The 21,558-nt window shown below is 70.2% G+C and carries 19 protein-coding genes; 9 read left to right on the top strand and 10 right to left on the bottom strand.

Annotated features, from left to right (window positions below; translation table 11 throughout):
- On the bottom strand, nt 1–622 hold a 622-nt coding region (locus AAG801_RS27440), incomplete at its 3' end, for a hypothetical protein (protein ID WP_341891225.1).
- 169 nt (nt 623–791) lie between these two features.
- Here AAG801_RS27440 and AAG801_RS27435 point away from each other — a divergent pair.
- Entirely contained in the window at nt 792–998 is a 207-nt protein-coding gene (locus AAG801_RS27435; RefSeq protein ID WP_341891224.1) for a 4-oxalocrotonate tautomerase, read from the top strand.
- A gap of 9 nt (nt 999–1,007) precedes the next feature.
- Here AAG801_RS27435 and AAG801_RS27430 read toward each other — a convergent pair whose 3' ends face one another.
- From AAG801_RS27430 to AAG801_RS27420, 3 genes are all read right to left on the bottom strand, one after another.
- Nucleotides 1,008–1,502 carry a hypothetical protein gene (locus AAG801_RS27430; RefSeq protein ID WP_341891223.1) on the bottom strand — a complete coding sequence of 165 codons (495 nt, stop codon included), beginning with the start codon at nt 1,500–1,502 and terminating at the stop codon, nt 1,008–1,010.
- A gap of 44 nt (nt 1,503–1,546) precedes the next feature.
- On the bottom strand, nt 1,547–2,749 hold the full coding sequence (locus tag AAG801_RS27425; protein WP_341891222.1) for a DUF4382 domain-containing protein: 1,203 nt from the start codon (nt 2,747–2,749) through the stop codon (nt 1,547–1,549).
- Nucleotides 2,750–2,896: 147 nt separating this feature from the next.
- A complete protein-coding gene (locus tag AAG801_RS27420) occupies nt 2,897–4,333 on the bottom strand; it encodes a lipopolysaccharide biosynthesis protein (protein WP_341891221.1) in 1,437 nt (478 codons plus the stop codon).
- 104 nt (nt 4,334–4,437) lie between these two features.
- Between AAG801_RS27420 and AAG801_RS27415 the strand changes: the two genes are divergently transcribed.
- The 3 genes from AAG801_RS27415 to AAG801_RS27405 are packed head-to-tail and all read left to right on the top strand — an operon-like array spanning nt 4,438 to nt 9,289.
- Nucleotides 4,438–6,330 carry an asparagine synthase-related protein gene (locus AAG801_RS27415; protein ID WP_341891220.1) on the top strand — a complete coding sequence of 631 codons (1,893 nt, stop codon included), beginning with the start codon at nt 4,438–4,440 and terminating at the stop codon, nt 6,328–6,330.
- Nucleotides 6,309–7,847 carry a class I adenylate-forming enzyme family protein gene (locus tag AAG801_RS27410; protein WP_341891219.1) on the top strand — a complete coding sequence of 513 codons (1,539 nt, stop codon included), beginning with the start codon at nt 6,309–6,311 and terminating at the stop codon, nt 7,845–7,847. The genes AAG801_RS27415 and AAG801_RS27410 overlap by 22 nt, the downstream gene beginning before the upstream one ends.
- Complete coding sequence (locus AAG801_RS27405; RefSeq protein ID WP_341891218.1) at nt 7,844–9,289, top strand: acyl carrier protein; 1,446 nt, start codon at nt 7,844–7,846, stop codon at nt 9,287–9,289. The genes AAG801_RS27410 and AAG801_RS27405 overlap by 4 nt, the downstream gene beginning before the upstream one ends.
- Before the next feature lie 21 nt (nt 9,290–9,310).
- On the opposite strand, the gene AAG801_RS27400 is transcribed toward AAG801_RS27405, so the two are convergent.
- The 5 genes from AAG801_RS27400 to AAG801_RS27380 form a co-directional block, all read right to left on the bottom strand.
- A complete protein-coding gene (locus AAG801_RS27400; RefSeq protein ID WP_341891217.1) occupies nt 9,311–10,345 on the bottom strand; it encodes a sterol desaturase family protein in 1,035 nt (344 codons plus the stop codon).
- 92 nt (nt 10,346–10,437) lie between these two features.
- Nucleotides 10,438–11,730 (bottom strand): cytochrome c, encoded by a 1,293-nt coding sequence (locus AAG801_RS27395; protein ID WP_341891216.1) that lies wholly within the window; start codon nt 11,728–11,730, stop codon nt 10,438–10,440.
- Between the two features lie 10 nt (nt 11,731–11,740).
- On the bottom strand, nt 11,741–12,436 hold the full coding sequence (locus AAG801_RS27390; RefSeq protein ID WP_341891215.1) for a c-type cytochrome: 696 nt from the start codon (nt 12,434–12,436) through the stop codon (nt 11,741–11,743).
- Between the two features lie 30 nt (nt 12,437–12,466).
- A complete protein-coding gene (locus AAG801_RS27385; RefSeq protein ID WP_341891214.1) occupies nt 12,467–12,943 on the bottom strand; it encodes a pilin in 477 nt (158 codons plus the stop codon).
- 2 nt (nt 12,944–12,945) lie between these two features.
- Nucleotides 12,946–13,863: a LysR family transcriptional regulator gene (locus AAG801_RS27380; protein WP_341891213.1), complete on the bottom strand. Its 918-nt coding sequence runs from the start codon at nt 13,861–13,863 to the stop codon at nt 12,946–12,948.
- A 149-nt stretch (nt 13,864–14,012) separates the two neighbouring features.
- On the opposite strand from AAG801_RS27380, the gene gcl reads away from it, so the two are divergent.
- From gcl to AAG801_RS27355, 5 genes are read left to right on the top strand one after another with little or no spacing between them, the layout of a single operon-like run.
- Nucleotides 14,013–15,803 carry a glyoxylate carboligase gene (gene gcl, locus AAG801_RS27375; protein ID WP_341891212.1) on the top strand — a complete coding sequence of 597 codons (1,791 nt, stop codon included), beginning with the start codon at nt 14,013–14,015 and terminating at the stop codon, nt 15,801–15,803.
- Nucleotides 15,804–15,815: 12 nt separating this feature from the next.
- Nucleotides 15,816–16,613, top strand: a complete 798-nt coding sequence (gene hyi / locus AAG801_RS27370) for a hydroxypyruvate isomerase (RefSeq protein ID WP_341891211.1) — start codon at nt 15,816–15,818, stop codon at nt 16,611–16,613.
- 26 nt (nt 16,614–16,639) lie between these two features.
- The gene (gene glxR / locus AAG801_RS27365) at nt 16,640–17,539 is read left to right on the top strand and encodes a 2-hydroxy-3-oxopropionate reductase (protein WP_341891210.1); all 900 of its coding nucleotides are present in this window, start codon (nt 16,640–16,642) and stop codon (nt 17,537–17,539) included.
- Between the two features lie 9 nt (nt 17,540–17,548).
- The gene (locus tag AAG801_RS27360) at nt 17,549–18,850 is read left to right on the top strand and encodes a glycerate kinase (protein WP_341891209.1); all 1,302 of its coding nucleotides are present in this window, start codon (nt 17,549–17,551) and stop codon (nt 18,848–18,850) included.
- A 49-nt stretch (nt 18,851–18,899) separates the two neighbouring features.
- Nucleotides 18,900–20,072 (top strand): GGDEF domain-containing protein, encoded by a 1,173-nt coding sequence (locus AAG801_RS27355; RefSeq protein WP_341891208.1) that lies wholly within the window; start codon nt 18,900–18,902, stop codon nt 20,070–20,072.
- Between the two features lie 9 nt (nt 20,073–20,081).
- Here AAG801_RS27355 and AAG801_RS27350 read toward each other — a convergent pair.
- Nucleotides 20,082–21,558 (bottom strand): hypothetical protein (locus AAG801_RS27350; RefSeq protein WP_341891207.1); only part of this gene is annotated, 1,477 nt, incomplete at its 5' end.

The following is a 21,558-nucleotide window of genomic DNA, read 5'->3' as shown; positions in this document are numbered from 1 at the left end:
CGGCGAAGGCGCGCGGCAGGCCGGCCAGCAGCTCGGCCGGCGGGCGGCGCGCGATCGTGGCTGCCGCGCTGCCACGCCGGACCAGCGCATCGCCGTCCTTCAGGGTCAGCGGGTTTCCGACGCGACCGTCCTGCACCTCGGCAGCCTGCGCGTTGCCGGTCTCGACGAACAGCAGCGCGGCGCCCGGCTGCAGGTGCAGCACGGCGGTGCCGGCCAGGCGTTGCAGATCGAGCGTTGCGCTGGTGATGCCGGCGATGCCCGAGCCGCTGCCGGCGCTGACCTTCAGCCAGCCGCGGGCGAGGTACAGCGTCGCGGCGCGTTCGCCGAACGTGCCGCCCTCGCCGGGCTGCAGCAACAGTTCGGTGTCCGGGCCCAGGTCGAGCGCGGTCCCGTCGGTGAGTTCGATGCGCGCGAAGCGCGTGTCTACCGCTGTGATCAGGATGTCGTTGCCGCGCAGGCGCAGGCCTTCGGCGGCGGCGAAGCGCTGGGTGTCGCGCAGAACGGCGATGTCGCCGTCGACGATGGTGACGGTGCCGATCGAGGCCGCCGCGCACCACGCGGGCAGCAAAGCGAGCAAGGCCAGCACGGAGGCCACGCGGGGCAGCAGGGTGGACGGCTTCATCGGAGGCTCCATCGCTCGCGGACGACAGTCGCGATGGAGTTCAGGATAGGAGCCGGGCACCCCCTTCTGCTTCATCCAGAATGGGGGGAGAACGCACCTCTTTCGTGGGGGTGCGTTCTAGGTTGTCCGCTCCAAATTGCCGTTCCGATCAGCTCAGCAGGAGACCCCCATGCCCACCTTGCGCGTCGAACTCTTCGAAGGCCGCACCCCCGAACAGAAGCGCGCACTGGCCAAGGAACTGACCGAGGCCTGCGTGCGCGTTCTCGGCGGCAGCGCCGATGGCGTGGACGTGGTGTTCTTCGACATCCGCCGCGACAACTGGGCCACCGGCGGCGTGCTGTGGTCGGACAAGGCGGCGAAGCCGGCCTCGTCCTGACGGCTCTACTCAGTCCTTGCCGCGGCCCTTGTCGTTGCCGTGGCCGCGGCCCTTGTTGCCGCGGTCGTCGTCACGGTCCTTGTAGCGCCCGCGATCATCGTCGTGCTTGTACTTGCGCTGCTGCGGGGGCGGCGGCGCATAGCGCTGCCGGTACTGCGGTACGTAGACCTCCTGGTACCAGCGGTCCTGCACGAAGTACACCGGCTGGTTGCAGGCGGCGTAGCGGTAGCAGTGCCTGGCCCAGTCCCTCTGGTGGCCGGGCGGCACGTGCAGGTAGATCGGCTGGCGCACCACCGCCACCGGCACCTGCTGGATGATCACCGGCTGCGGGTAGACGACCACCGGCGGCGGCACGTTGCCGATGTCAATGCGGCCGTAGAAGCCGGGCTGGCCGACGCTGATGGAGACACCCACGTCGACGTCGGCCGCATGGGCCGGAGCCACGGCGGCAGCGAGCGCCAGTGCGGTGGCGGCCGCGGTGGCGGCGAGAGAGCGTTGGATCATGGTCGGCTCCTGGCTGTGGGGAGAACCGCGAAGGCTACCGCGCTTCACGGGGCGAACACCAGAGGCGTGTCAATGTCGGCCGATGTCACGTCGATGTCGGCGGTGACCGGCAGCTTGCCTTCGGTGCTGGCCTCCAGCCTGAACTTGCCGGCGTTGGCAGCATCCGGTTCGAAGTCCAGCGCAGTCGCCGCGGGGTCGTAGGCGGTATGCACCGGCTCGCCCGCGACAAGGCGGAGCAGATATTCGCCGGTGCTGGCGTCGGACGGCCGAGCCGTCCGCTCGGCGATCGCCGTGCCCACGGCCTGGGTGGCGCGCACCATCGCCAGCGGCACGCTGGTCGAGCCACTGATGCTGGCGACGCCGGTGGCCGCGCGCGGCGTGCCTTCGGGCGGATCGATGGCCGTGCCGGTCGGCGTGACGAAGGTGCGCGAGCTCGCGCTGATCGGCACGCCGGTCATCACCGCGGTGACGCGGCCTTCGGCGCTGACCACGAGGTCATAGGTGCCGGCCGGCACCGGGTAGAGCACGAAGCGGCCATCGGCCAGCGGCACGGTGCTGCGCACCGGCACGCCGCCCTGCTGCAGCGACACGCTGGTGCTGCCCAGCGCGATCGCGGGCGCCACGTGGCCTTCGGCCACCAGGCCGTCGACGCGCACGCGCGGCAGCACGCTGACCACCGGCTTGAGGTTGTAGCGGCCCGAGTTGCCGCGCTTGACCACCGACTTGCAGGCGTCGAAGTCGAGCACCAGGTCGGCCACTTCGTTGGGCTCGACCGTCACGTTCAGGTTCATCTTCAGGCCCGACTGCTGCGCGCTCGGCGTGTCCATCGGGATCTCGTCCTCGCTGCCGCTGCGCACCAGCGAGTTGGCGTAGGGGGCGGCGTTGCCGTTGGCGGCCAGTTGCAGGCGCAGTTGCGTGTAGCTGCCGGCCGGCAGCTCGGTCTGGCCGAGTTCGGCGAGCACGCCGTTGGTCAGGTCCAGCAGGTTGACGCGCAGGGCCGGGTTCAGCACCACCTCGGACCAGCCGTTGTCGTCGTCCTCGGCGCTGGCGCTGCGGTGTACGCGCACCTTCTCGACGGTCACGTTGACCTCTTCGTACCCGCAGGCAGGCGCATCGGTCAGCGCGATGCGCAGCGTGCCCGGGTCGGACGGCGAGGGGCTGGACGAGCCGCCGCCGCAGGCAGCCAGCATGCCGACGGCGGCGACGACGGCGGCGAAACGGGCTTGGAGCGATATGTGGAGCGTCATGGCATCTCCCGGGCGGTGCGAGGGGGTGCGAAGTTGATTGAATGTGCGAAGATAACATTTAATGGCGCACGTAGCCGTGACCCGGCCCGCGGGGATGTGAGTATTGGTTTCCCGCCCGCGCCCGCCAGCCCGTCCGGGCCTGGACGGTCAGCCGCGTGTGGCCCGGACGACGCGCCGCAGATCGGCGATGAGGCGCCGATCGAGGAGCAGCAGGCTGGCGACGTAGACCCCGGAGGCGACCCCGCCCAGCAGTGCAAGCGCCACCGGGGCGGGCAGCACTGGGGCGGAGGCACGAACCGCGGCGGTCGCTGCCCACATGGCCGTTCCGGCGAGAAGCGGTCGGCTGACCAGGCGCAGCAGGTCAACCACGCTCATGCCCAGGGTGGACGTCACGCGCCGCGCGTTCAGCGCGAAGGTCAGTGGGGAGGCCACCCACCAGGCGGCAGCCAGGCCCACTGCGCCCGATTGCGCGCCGACGTACAGCGCCGCTGGCCAGACCACGGCGGCTGTCAACGTGTTGCGCAGGTTGACGTTGGCGGCGCCGATGCCCGAGATCGCCGTGCTCAGCATCATCATGAGCATGCGCAGCGGCACCACCAGGCTGACGATCTGGAGCACCGGAACGGCAGCGGTCCAGGCCGGGCCGATCAGCAAGGGCAGCAGTTCAGGCGCGAGGCAGGCGAGCAACCACATGACACCGACGGACAGCGACATCATCAGCCGTGTGCCGAACAGCACCCGTTCGCGCAAGCGCTCGCTCTCGTCCTGCAGGCGGGCCACCGCGGCGAAGGCGATCTGGTTGACCACGCCCATCACCTTGTGCATCGGCAGCGTGGCCAGATGCACGGCCACCGAGTAGTGGCCGAGCGCCTCGCGCGAGAGCAGGCGACCGCCGATCAGCACGTCGGCCTGGCTGACGAAGCTCCAGATGACCTGGGTGATCGCCATCTGGGAGCTGAAGCTCAGGTGCTGGCGCAGGCCGATGAACTCCAGGCGGGGCCGTATCGTCTGCCCCCGGCTGACCAGCAGAACGCAGCGCACGGCCGCCGGGCCCAGCAGCCCGGCGACGAGCGCCCAGACGCCTGCGCCCAGCAGCGCCAGACCAAGGCTGAGGGCGCTTCCGGCAAGCACGCCGGCGAACTCGATGCGGGCCAGCCAGGCGAAGTCCATTTCCCGCGTGGCCAGTGCGGAGGGCACCGCTCCGAGTGCCGCGAAGACGAACACGGCGGCACCGGCCTGCAGCGGCGCGGTCAGCCGAGGGTCGCCATAGAACCAGGCCGCCAGCGGCGCACCCGACAGCAGCGCAAGCGCCATCACGCCGTGCAGCAGCCAGACCACGCCGGCCAGTCGGGCGAGTTGTTCCCGAGGCAGTTCGCGGGCCTGGACGAGCGCGGAACCGAGGCCGAACTCGGCCACCGCTGCGCCGATGCCGACCAGCGTTCCGACGATGGCCATCAGTCCGTAGTCCTGCGGATCGACCAGCCGGAACACCACCAGCGTCGCGGCCCAGCTCAGCAACTGCCCGGCCAGACGCGCCAGCGCGGTGGCCTTCAGCCCGGCCAGGGCGCGCCGTTCAATGCTCATGCAGGTCAGTCGAGCGTGCGGAATGCCCGGCAACTCGAGGCCGGCTCATGCGGATGGGGGATGGGGCTCATTCTCGGCGACTCGATAATCTTAAGCAGGAATTAATGTGCATCTGCTCGCCGTCAGTCACGAGCTGCCGGTGCACCTCCGCGAACAGCGCGATCGATCCAAAGCGACGCGGATTGTGCGGCTCTGACCCGAACCACATGTCTCTATTCGCCGGCGCCGTCTGTCTGCGGCCAGATCAAACACTACCGGGGCACGTGCCTGGGCTGCTCGCCGGCAGTCTCAGCCGCCACCCGGGTGACCAGCCGACGCTCGTCATCGAGTCGGGCGGTGCGGTGGCCCATCTGGACCTCGGTGCATTGGGCGGGCAGGGCGTGTGCCGGCCAGCCGGCAGCCCGGCCTTGTCGGTCCTGTCGGGTGAGCCGCTGTGCAGCGGTACGGCGCGCGCCCGAAGCCGTGACGCCGACCTGCAGGCACTTCACGATGACTGGCGCAACGGGTGCACCGATGCGCTGCGGTTGTCCCGGGGCAACTTCTGCGTCGCTCATGTCGACCTGGCAGAACGCCGGGTTCGCCTGGCCAGCGACAAGCTCGCGCTGCGGGCAATGTACGTCGCCAGGCGCGACGGCGTGTTGTACTTCGCCACCTCGATGCGCGTGATGCTCGCGCTCGTGCCGGCACTGGAAGCCGAGCCGGACTATGTCGGGCAGGCGCAGATCGCCGCACTCGGCGGGCCGCTCGGCGCGCGCACGGCCTACGCCGGCATCCGCTGCCTCGAGGCCGGCATCGCGCTGGACATCGATGCCGACGGCACTCGCGAGTGGGCCTACCACCGCTGGGACGAACTGCCGGAGCGGGCGCGCAGCGAGGAGGAAATCACCGCGGAGCTGCATGCCGTCTTTCGATCCGCGGTCGCGTTGCGGCTGGGTGACGAGCGCAGCGTGGCGGCCCACTTGTCGGGCGGACTCGACTCGCGCTGCGTGGTGGCCACTCTGCGTGAGCTGGGTGCGCAGGTTCACACCCTGAACTTCGCGCCGGCAGAGAGTGCCGACCTGGTGCTCGGCCGGGAGGCTGCGCGCAGCCTGGGTTCGCATCACTTCGAAGCCGCCAGCGGCAGCACCGACTTCTGGCTGCGCATGGAGACAGGGCATCGCGAATGGCTGGCGGCGCAGTCGCCCGACGACGCACCGCCGAGGCCCTCGCGCGTGTTCACCGGTTTCGCGGGTGAGACGGTACTGGCACCGACCAACCTCGATGCGGCGATCATCGCCGCGATGCGTCGTGGCGACGTCGGGGCCGCGACACGTGGCTACCTGAAGCGTATCGGCGGCGAACTCTCGCGGCGCCTGTTCCTGCGCAGCCGACGCGCCGAGATGACGGGCGCAGTCCCGGCGACGATCGCCGACGAACTGGCCCGGCGGCGCTGCGCCGATCCGGCACGGCGCATGCACTTGTTCCAGTTGTTCAACGAGCCGCGCGCCAATCTCGCACGGCACCACGAGGACCTGGACCTTCGGCGCTTCGAGTTCACCACGCCGTTCTGCGACTCGTCGTTCGTGGCGGCTGTGCTGTCGTGGCGCATCGACGGATTGCCTCGTCACCACCTCTACTACCGCTGGCTGCAGCAGTTTCCCGCCGCCGTGCGCGAGGTCCCGTGGCAGGCCTATCCCTGGAGCGAACCGTGCCCGCTGCCCTTGCCGCGCGATCTGCGCAACCAGTGGGCGGAGGACTGGATCCACGAGAACGAGTTGCGCGAGGAACTGTCCCAGCTCGTCGCACAGACGCGCGCCGATCTGGCGTCGGAGCGCTTTCCCGCCGGACTGCTGGACCGCGACAATCTGCGCCTGGCCTGCCTGCTGACGAAGCTCGGGCTGCACCGCTACGCCTACCTTCTGCGCCACGCGCACGTGTTCGTGCGCCACGCCGCCGCGAACAGCACGCCGAGCGCCCGACCCTCGAGGATAGTCACGTGTTCATCGACGCCCGCCTAGGTACCCTGCACGAGCCCCTGACCGGTCGCCGCGTCGATGGCGCCGCGGCGCTGCTGCAGTCGCGGCAGCGGGCAACCCTGCTGCAGCGCCTCGGTGTGCGGCGGCATGCCAAGGTGTTCCTCCACTACGGCAACAAGCCGGAGTTCTTCATCGACCTTCTCGCGCTGTGGTCGCTGGGGGCCTGCGCGGTCCCGGTCGACCCGCGCTTCACGGCCTTCGAGGTCGACGTCCTGCTGGCCGGCGTGCAGCCCGCGCTGTCGATCTGGGACGAGTCGGCGCCCGCCGAGGTGGCGGCTGTCCTGGCAGCGAGGCGGGTGCCCGTCGTCGACTCGGTCAGCGTGGCAGGGACGGTCGACGAGACCCTGTTCGCACTCGGCTGGCCGCACTTGGACGACGATGCGCTGCTGCTGCTGACCTCCGGGACGACCGGGCAGCCCAAGGGCGTGCTGCAGACCCACCGGGCCTTGCGTTCCCGCTGGAACCAGCAGCGTGAGCGACTGGGCGTGGCCGCGTTCGCGCAGACCTTGTGCGTGGTGCCGACCCACTTCGCCTGGGGGCTGGTGGGCCACGCGCTGTATGCCTGGCTGAGCGGCCAGACGCTGCACCTGCTGCCGGCATTCCGCTCCGACACCCTGATGCGGCTGGGCAGCTTGTGCGACGACCTGTCCGTCACCTGCCTGCCCTCGGTACCGTCGATGTGGCAGCTGGTCCTGAAGACGGTGGCGCCGCCGCGTGGTGGCGCCCTGCAACTCGTGACGCTGGGCACCGCGCCGCTGCAGGCAACGATCTGGCGCGGCGTGCGCCAGTGGGGCGGCGGGGCCGAGGTGCTCAACGTCTACGGCATCAGCGAGACGGGCTGGATCGCCGGCGGTGCACTGGACGAGTCGGCAGGCGATGATTCCCCCGTGGGTGAACCCTGGGGTGCCGTCGTCAAGGTGCTCGTCTCGGGGAGCACGGCCCTGGGGCCTGGACTGGCGGCCGAATGCGCGCCCGGAGAGACCGGCCACTTGTGGGTGCAGACGCCATCGCTGATGCGCGGCTACTTCGGCCGTGACGACCTGACCGCACAGGTCGTCACGCGCGGCTGGTTCAGCACCGGCGACCTCGGCCAGCTCGACGAGCGCGGGCGCATCGTCCTGCGCGGCCGCGAGAAGGACCTGATCAACGTCGGCGGCGCCAAGATCTACCCGCAGGACATCGATGCCGCGCTGGCGGGCCTGCCCGGTGTCGAGGATGTCGCGACCTTCGCCTTCGACGACGCGATGCTCGGCGAGAACGTGGCGGTCGCGCTGGTGCTCGCGGCGCCGGGAGAAGCCGCACTGCTGGCGGTCTACCGCGAGGCCGCGCGTCGCCTGGCCGTGCATCAGTTGCCGCGCCGCTGGCACCTGGTCGAACAGATCCCGCGCACCGCGCGCGGCAAGCTCAGCCGCAGCGACGTGGCCCGGCGCTGCGCTGGCGCGCAGCCGGCCTTCGAGCAGCGTGCGCTGGAGCGTCTGCTGCGCATGGCGGCGGCATGAGCGCGCCGGCCAGTCCGGTGAGCGCTGCGGTGCTGCGGGCGGCGCTGGAGAGCTGGGGCGTCGATCCCGCCGACCTGGCCGACGACCACGCTTCGCTGCTCGCATCGGGCTTGCTCGACTCGCTGGCGCTGTTCAACCTGTCGATGTGGCTGGAGCAGCAGATCGGCGCGCCGATCGATCCGACCAGCTTCGATGTCGCGCGCGAGTGGGACAGCGTCGCAGCCATCCTGCGCTTCATCGAGACGCAGCGGGCGGTCGCGCCGCAAGGCCTCGCGCCGGCTCCGGTCTCGACGCCGGTGGCAGCCATGCCGCCCGCATCCGGCGGCGACGCCGGGCCCTACCGCATCGAGCGCTACCAGGCGCAGCACCTGCCGGCGATCGGCGAACTGATGAAGGCGTTGTGGAGCCCCGATGCCTTGCTCAACCGAGAGGTGTTTCGCTGGAAGTACGCCGAGAACCCCTTCGATGCCGAACCGCTCGTCTATCTGGCGCTGCGTGACGATCGGGTCGTCGGCATGCGGGCATTCTGCGGTTCGGCGTGGCATTCAGCAGGCGGCGCCGCGCGGAACCTGGCGGTGGCCGACGACTTCGTGGTCGCCGAGGATGACCGCAACCATGGGCTGCTCGCCCGATTCACCGACGCGGCCATGGCCGACCTCGGTGCGCGAGGCCAACACGCGTTCCTCAGCCTGAGCGCGCTGCGCGTCACGCGACTGCAACTGCTGGCCTCCGGCTCGCGCAGCCTAGGCGTGCTGCCCACCGTGGCACTGCGTCCGGCCTGGCTGCGCGCGCTCGATGCAGCAGCTGGCGTGGTGAAGAAGACCCCCGTGTTGTGGCGTGCGGCCGAGCGGCTGGCGGCAGTCGAACCCGCCAGCCAGGCTTTCGAACGGCTCGACCAGTTCGGCAAGGCGTTGCCGCTCCAAGATGGAGGGCGTGCCGAGGTCGGCATGGCGCCCGACCCCGCCGAGTTCGCCGCGCTCGTGGAACGCCTGACGCAGGACGGCCGCTTGCGACACCGGCGTGACGAACGCTTCTTCGCCTGGCGCTACCGCAATCCGCTGCACTGCTACCGCGTCGTCTCGATGCGTGATGCGGCTGGCAGGCTCCGCGGCTACATCGTCCTGCAGCGCGGCCGCTCGGCATTCGCCGACCAGCGCCGCATCAACCTGGTCGATTGGGCCGGCGAATCGGAAGCCGTCTGGGGCGCATTGATCCAGGCGGCGGTGCATGCTGGGCGCATTGCCGAACTGGTCACCTGGCGCAACGGCGACGCGGCCACCAATCGACAGATCGACGCGCTGGGCTTTCTTCCTGCCGACGAGCACCAGGCCGAGCGGGGTCTGCCGTGCGCACTGGTGCGCGAGTTCGGCGTCGGCCTGCGCGACCCGCTTCCCGAACTCGGTCAGTGGGACTTGCGCATGGCCTTCACCAGCTTTGCCTGAGCCCGCCGGCGGCGGCCGGGTTCAGGCCGAGCGCGGTGGCAGCGGCTTGCGCGCACCGGTGATCAGGCGCGCCGCGCCGACGAAGGGTGTCAGGTAGAGCTGCTTCACGGTGGCGTAGTCGTCACTGCCCTGGGGCAGGCCGAGACGGAAAGGCTCGCCGCGGTGCGGCACGTGGATCGTGCCGAACAGCCAGTCCCACAGCCCGAACAGAAAGCCGAAGTTCTTGTCCCAGTGCTGCACTTCGCAGCTGTGATGCACCTGATGCATCACCGGGCTCACCAGCAGATAGCTCAGCCGGCCATAGCCCAGCGGAATGTGCGAGTGCTGAAGATGAGCGATCCAGTAGTAGAGGACGAAGGCGACGGCATTGAATCCGAGGATGCTCAGCTCGGGCAGGCTGCCCGGATAGAGATAGCCGTACACGCCACCGACGACACCGGTGCTCAGCGAGCGAAGCAGGAAGTCGAACATGATGTCCAGCGGGTGCGCGCGGAAGGCCGAGATCGGCGTGAGCACTTCCGCGGCGTGGTGCACCTTGTGGAACTCCCACAGGACCGGCACCTTGTGGGTCAGGTAGTGGGCGAGGTACTTGGCGAAATCCCAGGCCAGCAGGTTGACGATCGTGAAGCCGAGCAGCACGGCGAAGCCCGGCGAGTCGAGTGCCGGCGCGGCACCGAAGACCGCGCGCAGCGCCGAGGTGGTGCCGTCGCTGACGAGCAGCAAGGCCACCAGTGCGCCCACCCAGCGTCCGAGCTGCAGGTGGCCCATGACGATCTGGTTGACCAGGAAGAAGCGATAGTCCAGCTTCGCCGACGGGTGCAGGAACACCTCGCCCGGCACGAGGAACTTCAGGAACCCCGGTGCCGCATCGCCACGCCGGCGCATCACGACATAGAACACCAGCGCCACCAGGACCGTGGTGACCAGCAGCTCCAGCCGCAAGCGCGGCTCGGCCAGCCACTGTCCCACGGTGGCGTAGTACAGCCACACGACGAAGTCGTAGCCCTGCTCACCGAGCAGGTCTTTCACCAGTTCCTTCAGCGAATCGATCTGCACGCGGTGTTGCTCCGGACGCCCGTCAGCGCGGATTGTCTATGTCGGCTGCAGGCGGGATATCCCGCGATCCAGGGATCGTTCAGGCGGCCGTCTCAGTCGCCCGCCCCGCCGCGGAAGCGCGCCACGTCCTGTGCCGAAACAGCGCCGGCTGCGGCGCCCCAGCTGCGGCGAAGGTAGCTCGCGATGGCAGCAATCTCCTCGTCAGCGAGCACCAGCCCGTAGGGCGGCATGCCGAACGGCCGCGGGTTGCCCGCGGTGGCCGGCAGGAAGCCGCCGTGCACGATCACGCGGATCAGGTTCGCGGGCGGCTCCATCGTCACCACGCGGTTGCCGGCCAGTGGCGGCACCAGCGTGGCGCCGGTGGCGCTGCGCACGCCTTCGCCGTTGCGGCCGTGGCAGTCGGCGCAGTGTCGTTCATAGCGGTCGGCGCCGAGTTCGAGAACCGCCGGGTCGGGCGGCTTGCGGCCGCTGGCCTGGCTGCGCGACTGCGGCAGCGACTTCAGGAACACGGCGGTCGCACGCAGGTCGTCGTCGCGCCAGTGCTGCAGGCTGCGGTAGACGACATCGGCCATCGGGCCGAGCGTCGAACCGCGCGGAGAGACGCCGTCGCGCAGCAGCGCGACGATGTGTTCGACCGGCCAGTCGGCCACGCCGGCCTGATCGGGCGAGGTCAGCGCGGGGGCGTACCAGTTGCGCATCGGGATCAGCCCGCCGGCCAGCGACTGGCCGCCCTCGGGCGTGGCGCCGAGGAAGTTGCGCCCGCCGTGGCAGGCGCCGCAGTGGCCGAGGCCGCGCACCAGGTAGGCACCGCGATTCCACTCGGCGCTGCGCGCCGCATCCGGCTCGAAGGCCGCCGGCCGGAAGAACAGCGCCCGCCACATCGCCAGCGCCGCCTGCGTCGAGTAGGGGAACTGCAGCGCGTGCGGCGTGTTGGCCTGGCGCACCGGTGCCAGCGTGCGCAGGTAGACGTAGAGCGCATTGCTGTCTTCGCGCGTCACGCGCGTGGTGTCGGGGTAGGGGAAGGCGGGGTAGAGCAGCCGGCCATCGAAGGAGCGGCCGTGGTGCATGGCCCGCCAGAAGTGCTCGGCGCTCCAGCGGCCCAGGCCGGTTTCGTCGTCCGGGGTGAGGTTGCCCGCGTAGATCGTGCCGAACGGCGTGGCGATGCCGCGCCCGCCGGCCCAGGGCGCGCCGCCGCGCGTGGTGTGGCAGGTCATGCAGTTGCCGAGCCTGGCGAGGTACTCGCCGCGCGCCACCTGCTCGGGCGTGCCGGTCGACGGCGCAGCGCCCGGCGGGATCGGCGCCTCGCCGCGCACATTGAGCCAGGCCACGCCGCCGGCGAGCCCTCCGAGCAGCACGGCGACGAGGACCAGCCAGCGCATCAGCATGTGGCGTTCCTCACCGCGGCACACCACCGCACTCGAGCGGCAGCGGTTCGCGCAGCGAGGCGGCCGCCTTGGCCGATGCCGGCAGCGGCCGGCTGGCCAGCCAGGCGGCCACGGCACTGACGTCTTCCGGCGTCAGGCGTTGCGCGATGTCGGCCATGCAGTCCGGGGCATGGGCGCGGCGCTGGCCGTTGACCCAGGCACCGAGCTGGCCCTTCAGGTAGTCGCGCGGCAGCCCGAGCAGCCCGGGGATGGCGGGCGCCACGCCGGTCAGCGCCTGCCCGTGGCAGGCCACGCAGGCGGGCAGCTTGCGCGCCGCATCGCCCTGGCGCGCCAGCTTCTCTCCGCGCGCCAGCACCGCCGCACCCTCGCTGGCCGGCAGCGGCGCGGGGTAGGGCAGGTCGAGGGCGGCGAAGTGGTCGGCGATCTCGCGCAGGTAGGCATCGCTGAGGTGATCGACGAGGTAGACCATCGGACCGTAGCGCCGCCGCCCTTCGCGGAAGTTGACCAGTTGGTGATACAGGTAGAGCGACGGCTTGCCGGCGATGCGTGGGTGGTAGCCGTCGGGCGCAGCGCGACCTTCCTTGCCGTGGCAGGCGGTGCAGGCCTGAACGCGGGCCGCCAGGGTATCGGCCGGCGGCGCGGCGAGGGTCGGAGCCACGGCCAAGGCGAGGGCCAGCGCGAGCAGGATCGACCAGGTTGTCTTCATCGGAGGCGGTCGGGCCGGTTCAGCGGCAGTTCATCGGCAGTTCAGCGGCAGGTAGCGTGCCGCCAGATCGCTGCGATTGGTGCCGCGCAGCGTCATCGGCGAAGGTGCCGAGGCCGCCCCGCACACCCAGGCGACCGGAACCACCGGCGCATCGTCGATGACAGCCGGGCGCAGCGTCAGCGTCTTGCCCTGGATCGAGCCGTTCGCCCGGTTGCCGAAGGTCACGTGGATGGCGCCGTTCTCGACCGTCACGGCGCTCACCAGGTTGCCGACGATGCGATCGGCCGCCGGCAGCCCGGCCTCGGCGTTGTCCGCCGGCAGCATGTGCAGCAGCCGCCATGCCGCCGCCACCGGTGGCTTGGCGACATCCGCCAGCTTCATGCCTTCCACGATCTGCTCGCGCACCACACGGTCATGGATGCTCGGCACCGCGATGGTGGCCAGGATCGCCACCATGGCCAGCACCATGAGGATCTCGATCAACGTGAATCCAGTGCGCTTGTGCATGGTCATGCCATTCCCGGCGCGCGCTGCCACCACGGGCCGTCGAGCTCCAGCTTGAGAAAGTCGATGAAGGTGCTGACCTTGCCCGGCACCAGCTTGGGCGAAGGGAACACCGCGTGCAGTTCCTGCGCGGGCAGCGCGAAGTCCTCCAGCACCGGCTGGATCACGCCGTCGGCGACCGACTCGCGCGCCACGTACCAGGGCAGCACCGCCAGGCCCAGCCCGGCGCGGCAGGCCGACAGCACGGCCGACAGGTTGTTCGAGCGCAGCGTGCCCTTGACCGGCACCGCAGCCGTGTCGCCGCTGGCGGAGGTGAAGGTCCAGCGGTCGTCGCCCTGCACGCTGCTGTAGACCAGGCAGTCGTGCGCGGACAGATCGGCCGGGGTCTTCGGCGTGCCGCGGCGCGCCAGGTAGTCGGGCGAGGCGGCGGTCAGCCAGGGGTTGCTGCCGAGGTAGCGCGCGCCGAGCGCCGAGTCGGCCAGGCGGCCCATGCGCAGCGCCACGTCGACGCCCTGCTCGACGAGGTTGACGTAGCGGTCGTCGAAGCTCAGGTCCAGCGTGATGTCGGGGTGCTCGCGCATGAACTTGAGCGCCAGCGGCGTGACCACGCGGCGGCCGAAGGCCACCGAGGTGCTGATGCGCAGCTGCCCGCGCACCTTGCTCTGCAGCAGCGCGGCCAGGCTGTCGGCCTCGTCCAGCTCGCGCTGGATGGCCTTGCACTTCTCGTAGTACAGCGCGCCGATCTCGGTGGCGCTGACGCCGCGGGTGTTGCGGTTGAGCAGCCGTGCGCCGAGCTGCGCCTCCAGCGCGGCGACGTGCTTGGTCGCCGTCGGCTGGGTGATGCCCAGGTCCGACGAGGCCTTGCTGAAGCTGCCGGTCTCGACGATGCGCGCAAACAGCTGCACGCCGGTGATGCGGTCCATGGTTCGTGTCCTGTCTCCGGGCCGAATGATGCACTGCCCGGCGCGACCCATTCCTGCACGGAATGACAAACATGCCTTGCCTGATCTTCTCGGCGGCTGGCTGTGGCCCGAGCATCCGCTCCAGCTGTCAACAACCGCAGGAGACTCGTATGGCCCGCATGAAAGCCGCCATGGCCGCCGTTCTGGTGATGGAGAAGGAAGGCGTGAGCCAGGCCTTCGGCGTCCCCGGTGCGGCCATCAACCCGCTGTACGCGGCGCTGCGCGAGCGCGAGTCGATCGCCCACGTGCTGGCCCGCCACGTCGAGGCCGCCTCGCACATGGCCGAGGGCTACACCCGGGCCAAGGCTGGCAACATCGGCGTGTGCATCGGCACCTCCGGCCCGGCCGGCACCGACATGATCACCGGCCTCTACTCGGCCATCGCCGACAGCATTCCCATCCTGTGCATCACCGGCCAGGCGCCGCGCGCGCGCCTGTACAAGGAAGACTTCCAGGCGGTCGACATCGAATCGATCGCCAAACCGGTCACCAAGTGGAGCGTCACCGTGCGCGAGCCGGCGCAGGTGCCGCGCGCCTTCCAGCAGGCCTTCCACCTGATGCGCTCGGGCCGCCCGGGGCCGGTGCTGATCGACCTGCCCTTCGACGTGCAGATGGCCGAGATCGAGTTCGACATCGACACCTACGAGCCGCTGTCGGTCTACAAGCCCGCGGCGACGCGCAAGCAGGTGGAGAAGGCGATCGACATGCTGCTGGCGGCCGACAAGCCGCTGATCGTCGCCGGCGGCGGCATCATCAATGCCGACGCTTCGACACTGCTGGTGGAGTTTGCCGAGACGATCGGCGTGCCGGTCATCCCCACGCTGATGGGCTGGGGCAGCATCCCCGACGACCACCCGCTGATGGCCGGCATGTGCGGCCTGCAGACCAGCCACCGCTACGGCAACGCCACCATGCTGGCCAGCGACTTCGTGCTCGGCATCGGCAACCGCTGGGCGAACCGCCACACCGGCTCGACCGAGGTCTATTGCAAGGGGCGCAAGTTCGTCCACGTCGACATCGAGCCGACGCAGATCGGGCGTGTCTTCATGCCCGACTTCGGCATCGTCAGCGATGCCAAGGCGGCGCTCGAACTCTTCGTCCAGGTCGCGAAGGAGCGCAAGGCCGCCGGCACGCTGAAGAGCTATGCCGACTGGGCCGAGCGCTGCGCGGAGCGCAAGCGGCTGATGCACCGCAAGACGCACTACACCGAGACGCCGATCAAGCCGATGCGCGTCTACGAGGAGATGAACCAGGCCTTCCCGCGCGACACGATCTACGTGTCGACGATCGGCCTGTCGCAGATCGCCGCCGCGCAGTTCCTCAAGGTCTACGGCCCGCGCCAGTGGATCAACTGCGGCCAGGCCGGCCCGCTGGGCTGGACGATTCCCGCCGCGCTCGGCGTGGTGGCGGCGGACCCGACGCGCACCGTGGTCGGCATCTCCGGCGACTACGACTTCCAGTTCCTGATGGAGGAACTGGCGGTCGGCGCACAGTTCCGCCTGCCCTACGTGCAGGTGCTGGTCAACAACAGCTACCTCGGGCTGATCCGCCAGAGCCAGCGCAACTTCGACATGGACTTCTGCGTGCAGCTCGCCTTCGACAACCAGAACGTCGAGGACGCCTCGCTGAAGGGCTATGGCGTCGACCACCAGGCGGTAGTGCACGGGCTGGGCTGCCGCAGCCTGCGCGTGACCGACCCGGAGAAGCTCGGCGGTGCACTGGCCGAAGCGCAGGCGCTGGCGCAGAAGCACCGCGTTCCGGTGGTGGTGGAGGTGATCCTCGAGAAAGTGACCAACATCGCGATGGGCGTGGAGATCGACAAGCTCAACGAGTTCGAGGCCATCGACTGCCGCCATCCCGAAGGCACCAAGGGTCTCGAGCTGGCCGGCCTGCTGGACTGAGAGAGACATCACATGCCGCGCTTTGCTGCCAACCTGAGCATGCTCTTCACCGAGCATCCCTTCCTCGACCGCTTCGAGCGCGCCGCGCGCGCCGGCTTCGGTTCGGTCGAGTTCCTCTTTCCCTATGCGCACACGCCGGGCGAAGTCGCCGCGCGGCTGAAGGGCAACCGGCTGCAGTGCGTGCTGCACAACCTGCCCGCCGGTGATTGGGACGCCGGCGAGCGCGGCATCGCCTGCCTGCCCGACCGCATCGACGAGTTCCGCGCCGGCGTGGCCAGGGCGATCGAATACGCCACCGCGCTAGGTGTGCCGCAGCTCAACTGCCTGGCGGGCAAGGCGCCGCTCGGAGCCGACGAGAAGATGCTGCGCCAGACCTTCGTCGCCAACCTGAAGTACGCCGCGGCGGAACTCCAGCGCGCGAACCTGCGCCTGCTGATCGAGCCGATCAACACTTACGACATTCCCGGCTTCTTCCTGAACCGGACGGCGCAGGCGATCGGAATCATGGACGAGGTGGGTGCGGCCAACCTGTTCCTGCAGTACGACATCTACCACGCACAACGGACCGAGGGTGAACTCGCCGCGACGCTGAGCAAGCACCTTGCGCGCATCGGCCACATCCAGGTGGCCGACAACCCGGGCCGCAACGAGCCGGGCAGCGGCGAGATCAACTATCCGTTCCTGTTCGGCCACCTCGACCGCATCGGCTACCCCGGCTTCGTCGGCTGCGAGTACAAGCCGGCCGGGAGCACCGAAGCCGGCCTCGTCTGGCTGGAGCATGCGCGCCGGCAACTGCGCCCGCTGCGCTGAACCTCCGTTTCGAGAGAGACATCGACATGACTTCCTCCCCGCAAAAGATCGGCTTCATCGGCCTGGGCATCATGGGCGCGCCGATGGCGCTGCACCTGATCAAGGCCGGCCACCAACTGTTCGTCCACACGCGCGGCAAGGTGCATCCGGACATCGCCGCCAGCGGCGCGACGCAATGCACCAGCCCGCGCGGCGTTGCCGAGCGCGCCGAGGTGATCTTCACGATGGTCCCTGACACGCCGGACGTGGAGAAGGTGCTGTTCGCGGAGGGTGGCGTGGCGGCGGGGCTCTCGAAGGGCAAGACGGTGGTGGACATGAGCTCGATCTCGCCGATCGAGACCAAGGCGTTCGCCAAGCGCATCAACGAGCTGGGCTGCGACTACCTGGACGCGCCGGTCAGTGGCGGCGAAGTCGGCGCCAAGGCAGCCAGCCTGACCATCATGATTGGCGGCCCCGAGGCGGCCTTCGAGCGGGTGCTGCCTCTCTTCCAGCTGATGGGCAAGAACATCACGCGGGTGGGCGGCAACGGCGACGGACAGACGACCAAGGTGGCCAACCAGATCATCGTGGCGCTGAACATCGCGGCGGTGGGAGAAGCCCTGGTGTTCGCCAGCAAGGCGGGAGCGGACCCGGCCAAGGTGAGGCTGGCGCTGATGGGCGGCTTCGCGGCCAGCCGCATCCTGGAGGTGCACGGCGAGCGGATGATCAAGCGGACCTTCAACCCGGGCTTCCGCATCGGGCTGCACCAGAAGGACCTGAACCTGGCGCTGCAAGGGGCGAGGGCGCTGGGGGTGAGCCTGCCCGGGACGGCCAACGCGGCGCAGCTGATGCAGGCCTGTGCGGCCAACGGCATGCAGGAGCTGGACCATTCGGCGCTGGTGCGCGCGCTCGAACTGCTCGCGAAGCACGAGGTGGCGGCCGGATAATCCGGTGCCATGAGCGCCCCGAACCCTCACACCAATCCGCGCGGTTTCCTGCGCGCCCTCTACGACGCTGCCGTGGCCCGCGCGCTGCCGGCCGAGACGACGGCGGCCTGGCTGCCGGAGCCGCCGAAGGGGCGCACCGTCGTCATCGGTGCCGGCAAGGCCGGCGGCGCGATGGCTGCCGCCGTCGATGCGCTGTGGCCGAAGGGTGCACCGCTGTCCGGCCTGGTCGTCACACGCTACGACCATGTGCCGCCGGCCTACAAGGCGAGCCCGGGGCGCATCGAGGTGGTGGAGGCGGCCCACCCCGTGCCAGACGAAGCCGGCCGGGCCGCAGCGCAGCGCATCGTGCAGCTCGCGCAGGGCCTGACGGCCGACGACCTGGTGCTGTGCCTGATCTCAGGCGGCGGCTCGGCGCTGCTCTCGCTGCCCGCGCCCGGCATCACGCTGGAGCAGAAGCAGGCGATCAACAAGGCGCTGCTCAAGAGCGGTGCGGCGATCGACGAGATGAACTGCGTGCGCAAGCACCTCTCGGCGATCAAGGGCGGCCGGCTGGCGACGAACTGCGCGCCGGCGCGCGTGGTCACGCTGCTGATCAGCGACGTGCCGGGCGATGCGCCCGAGGTCATCGCCAGCGGCCCGACCGTGCCTGACTCCACGACCTGCGCCGACGCGCTGGCCATCCTGAATCGCTATGGCATCGAGATTCCCGCCGCGGCGCGCGCCGGGCTGGAGAGCGGCGCCTTCGAGTCGCCCAAGCCGGGCGATCCGCGCTTCGCCGGCCACGCCGTGCACATGATCGCCACGCCGCGACAGAGCCTGGAGGCCGCTGCCGCCGTGGCTCGTGCCGCCGGCATTGCGGCCTACATCCTCAGCGACGAGATGGAAGGCGAGTCGCGCGAGGTCGGCAAGGTGCATGCGGCGCTGGCGCGCTCGGTGGCGCATGCCGGCACGCCCTTCGCGAAGCCCTGCGTGATCCTCAGCGGCGGCGAGACGACGGTCACGGTCAAGTCCAAGGGCGGCCGCGGCGGCCGCGCCACCGAGTTCCTGCTCGGCTGCGCGATCGCGCTGCAGGGCGAGCCCGGCGTGCATGTGCTGGCGGCCGACACCGACGGCATCGACGGCGTGGAAGACAACGCCGGCGCGGTCGTCACGCCCGACACGCTGGCACGGGGCCTGGCGCAGGGCATGAAGGCGCAGGCGTTCCTCGACGCGAACAACGCCTACGGATTCTTCGCGCCGCTGACCGACCTGGTCGTGCCCGGGCCGACCTTCACCAACGTCAACGACTTCCGCGCGCTGCTGATCACCTGACGGCGCCCGGCGGTGCCGGCCCTATGATGGCGCCCGCCACGGGCGACCCATGGATCCGAGCACCGTCATCATCATTCTCGCCACCCACCTGATCTGCTCAGGCGGGTTGTACTACCTGATCAGCCGCGACATGCCGCCGCGCAGCGGCCTGGTGCACTGGGCGGCCGGCGGCGTGATCTTCGGCGTGGCCTACATCGCGCGGCTGTCTATCGAGAGGCGCGTCGCCGCGCCGTGGACCGTCGCGATGGACTCGGCGATGGTGCTGGCGGTGCTGCTGTTCGTGGCGGGGCTGCGGCAGTTCTCCGGCCGATCGGCGGGGCGCTGGCCCGTGCTGGTGGGGGCCGTCAGTGTCTACGCCGCGGCGCACCTGGCGGTCGCGCTGCAGTGGGGGGGTATCGGCCGCCACGTGCTGCTCAACGGCACCCTGGGCCTGCTCTACCTGGCGCTGGCGGCGGAGGGGCTGCGCGCGCGGTCGCTGCAGCCGGGCCGGCTGCGTTCGCCGCTGCTGGTGCTCACCGCGCTGATGGGGCTGCTGTCGCTGTTCACGCTGGCACGGGCCGCACACGTGGCCTGGCAGGGGCTGGACGTGCTCTACGCCGGCCTGTTCGCGCAGGTGTTCTATGGCTACGCCTCGCTGGCGGCGGTGATGCTGGCGCTGAACCTGATCTGGCTGGTGTTCGTTCGCCTGAATTCGCAGTTGATCGAACTGGCTTCGCGCGATGCGCTGACGCGGCTGCTCAACCGCAACGGCCTGGACGAACTGGTGATGCGCCACTTCGCCGCGCGCGATGCACGCCCGATCACGCTGCTGCAGATCGACATCGACCACTTCAAGCGCATCAACGACAGCCACGGCCACGCCTCCGGCGACCGGGTTCTGCGCGAGGTGGCCAATGCACTGGCGGCGCACGTGCGCGCCAGCGACTTCATCGCCCGCGTCGGCGGCGAGGAGTTCCTGGTCGGCTGCGTCGCCGCCGACGACGGTGTCTCCCGGGCGCTGGCCGAGCGTCTCCTGGCCAGCGTTCGCAAGCTCGACGTGCGCCTGCCCGATGCGAAGCTGCCGGTGCACTGCACGGTGAGCATCGGCATCTCGCGGCGCTGCGGCGACCTGACGGCCTGGGAGCGCTGCTGGGCCGAGGCCGACCGCGCGCTCTACGCGGCCAAGGCGGCGGGCCGCGATCGTGTGGTGTCGGTCAATTCGCTGGGCGTGGACCTGCGTTGAGCAGTTGCCTCACTCCAGCCGTCGCCATCTGAGCAGCTGACCCGACTGCTCGTTCCAGAAGGCGATGGCCGGCCCCGCCGGCTCCACCGACAGCGAGACCGTGCCGGTGAAGTATCGGGATCCGCTGATCGATACCGAGGGCAGTGACACGCCATCGGCGAGCGTGACCGTGGGCTGCAACGAACCGTCCGCCAGCAGTCGGCGCGAGAACAAGCCATCGGCCGTGCCGTGCGTACTCCACAGCGAAGTCCAGTGACAGGCGTCGTCCGTGCCGAGCCGCAGCGTCTCGGGCACCGCCGCAGCGACGCGCGCCAGCTCCCGACGGCCTCCCCAGGTGCCGGCCGCCGCACGCACCTTGGCCGAGAGCAGCGTTTCGCCGCCGGTCGTGTCGCTCTTCCAGGCCAGGGCGCGCGAGCCGTCGCTGCACACGGCCAAGTCGAACAGATTGGAGACGGATTCGTTCGCTTCCAGCGTGCCGGTCGGTGTCGGCGCCGACCACACGCCGGGCGCGGTCATCTCTGCGGTGTAGACGATGTCGCCGACCCAGGCCAGCGCCACGTGACCTGCGCTGCCGGCCGCCAGCCGCGGCTGGAAGACTGTTCGCTCCGCGGCCGCCGGATTGACGCAACTGGCGGGCCCCCAGGTGCCGTTGTGCAGTGTGCGCGTGACCACGCAGAAGCCGCCACTGCCGCTGGTCGGTTCCTGCAGCCACGCCGCCACGGTGTCGGCGCCGCTGATCACCGAATGGGCGCCCCAAGCGCTCGTGATGCCATGAGTCGGATCGTCGAGCTGCGCGGCCGTGCCGACGCTGCCATCGGTGCCGATGCGACGCACCCACAGATGCGTGGCGCTTCGTGGTGCACCCTGCACCTCCATCTCGTAGAACAACAGCGCGCTCGAGTCGGGCAGAAGACGCAAGTGACCCGCGTAGAGGTGCTGCGCCGTCTCGTGCTCGACGATGCTGCCCCAGCCTGCGGCCAGGGTCCAGTGGCGGCTCACCAGCCTGGCCGTCACCACGTTAGGCTGATCCTGCTCGAACCAGACCACTGTCACGCCGCCGTCCGGCGTGGCCACGATGCGCTGCGAGCCGCGCGTCGCGTACAGGTCGCTCGACACCTTCACGGCGCCGCCGGCGTGGCCCGGGCCGGCGACCTTCACCCACAGGCTGCTGCTGCGCCCGGGGTCTTCCTCGACCCACGCGGCGGCCCGCCACGAACCCGCCGTGGCGATCTCGGTGCTTTCCGTTCGAGCCGAGGCCGGCAGGCTGTCCAACGAGTGTGTGGTCGACCAAGACGACCCGGTCGTGAACACCTGGCGTGTGAGCGCGCCGGTGCTCGTGCTGCCCCAGCTGAGAGCGATCTTGCCGCTACCGTCCGGCTGCAGCGATTCGACGATGAAGCCGCTGGTGCTGAGGCTCGACGTGCTGCTCCAGGCACGATCGGCCGGCGCGGGTGCGGGTGCGGGTGCGGGAGCCGGCGCAGGCGCA

Source organism: Variovorax sp. YR752 (assembly GCF_943372545.1).
Note: the sequence above shows the minus strand (reverse complement) of the source record. Positions and strands in the feature narration are given on the sequence as shown.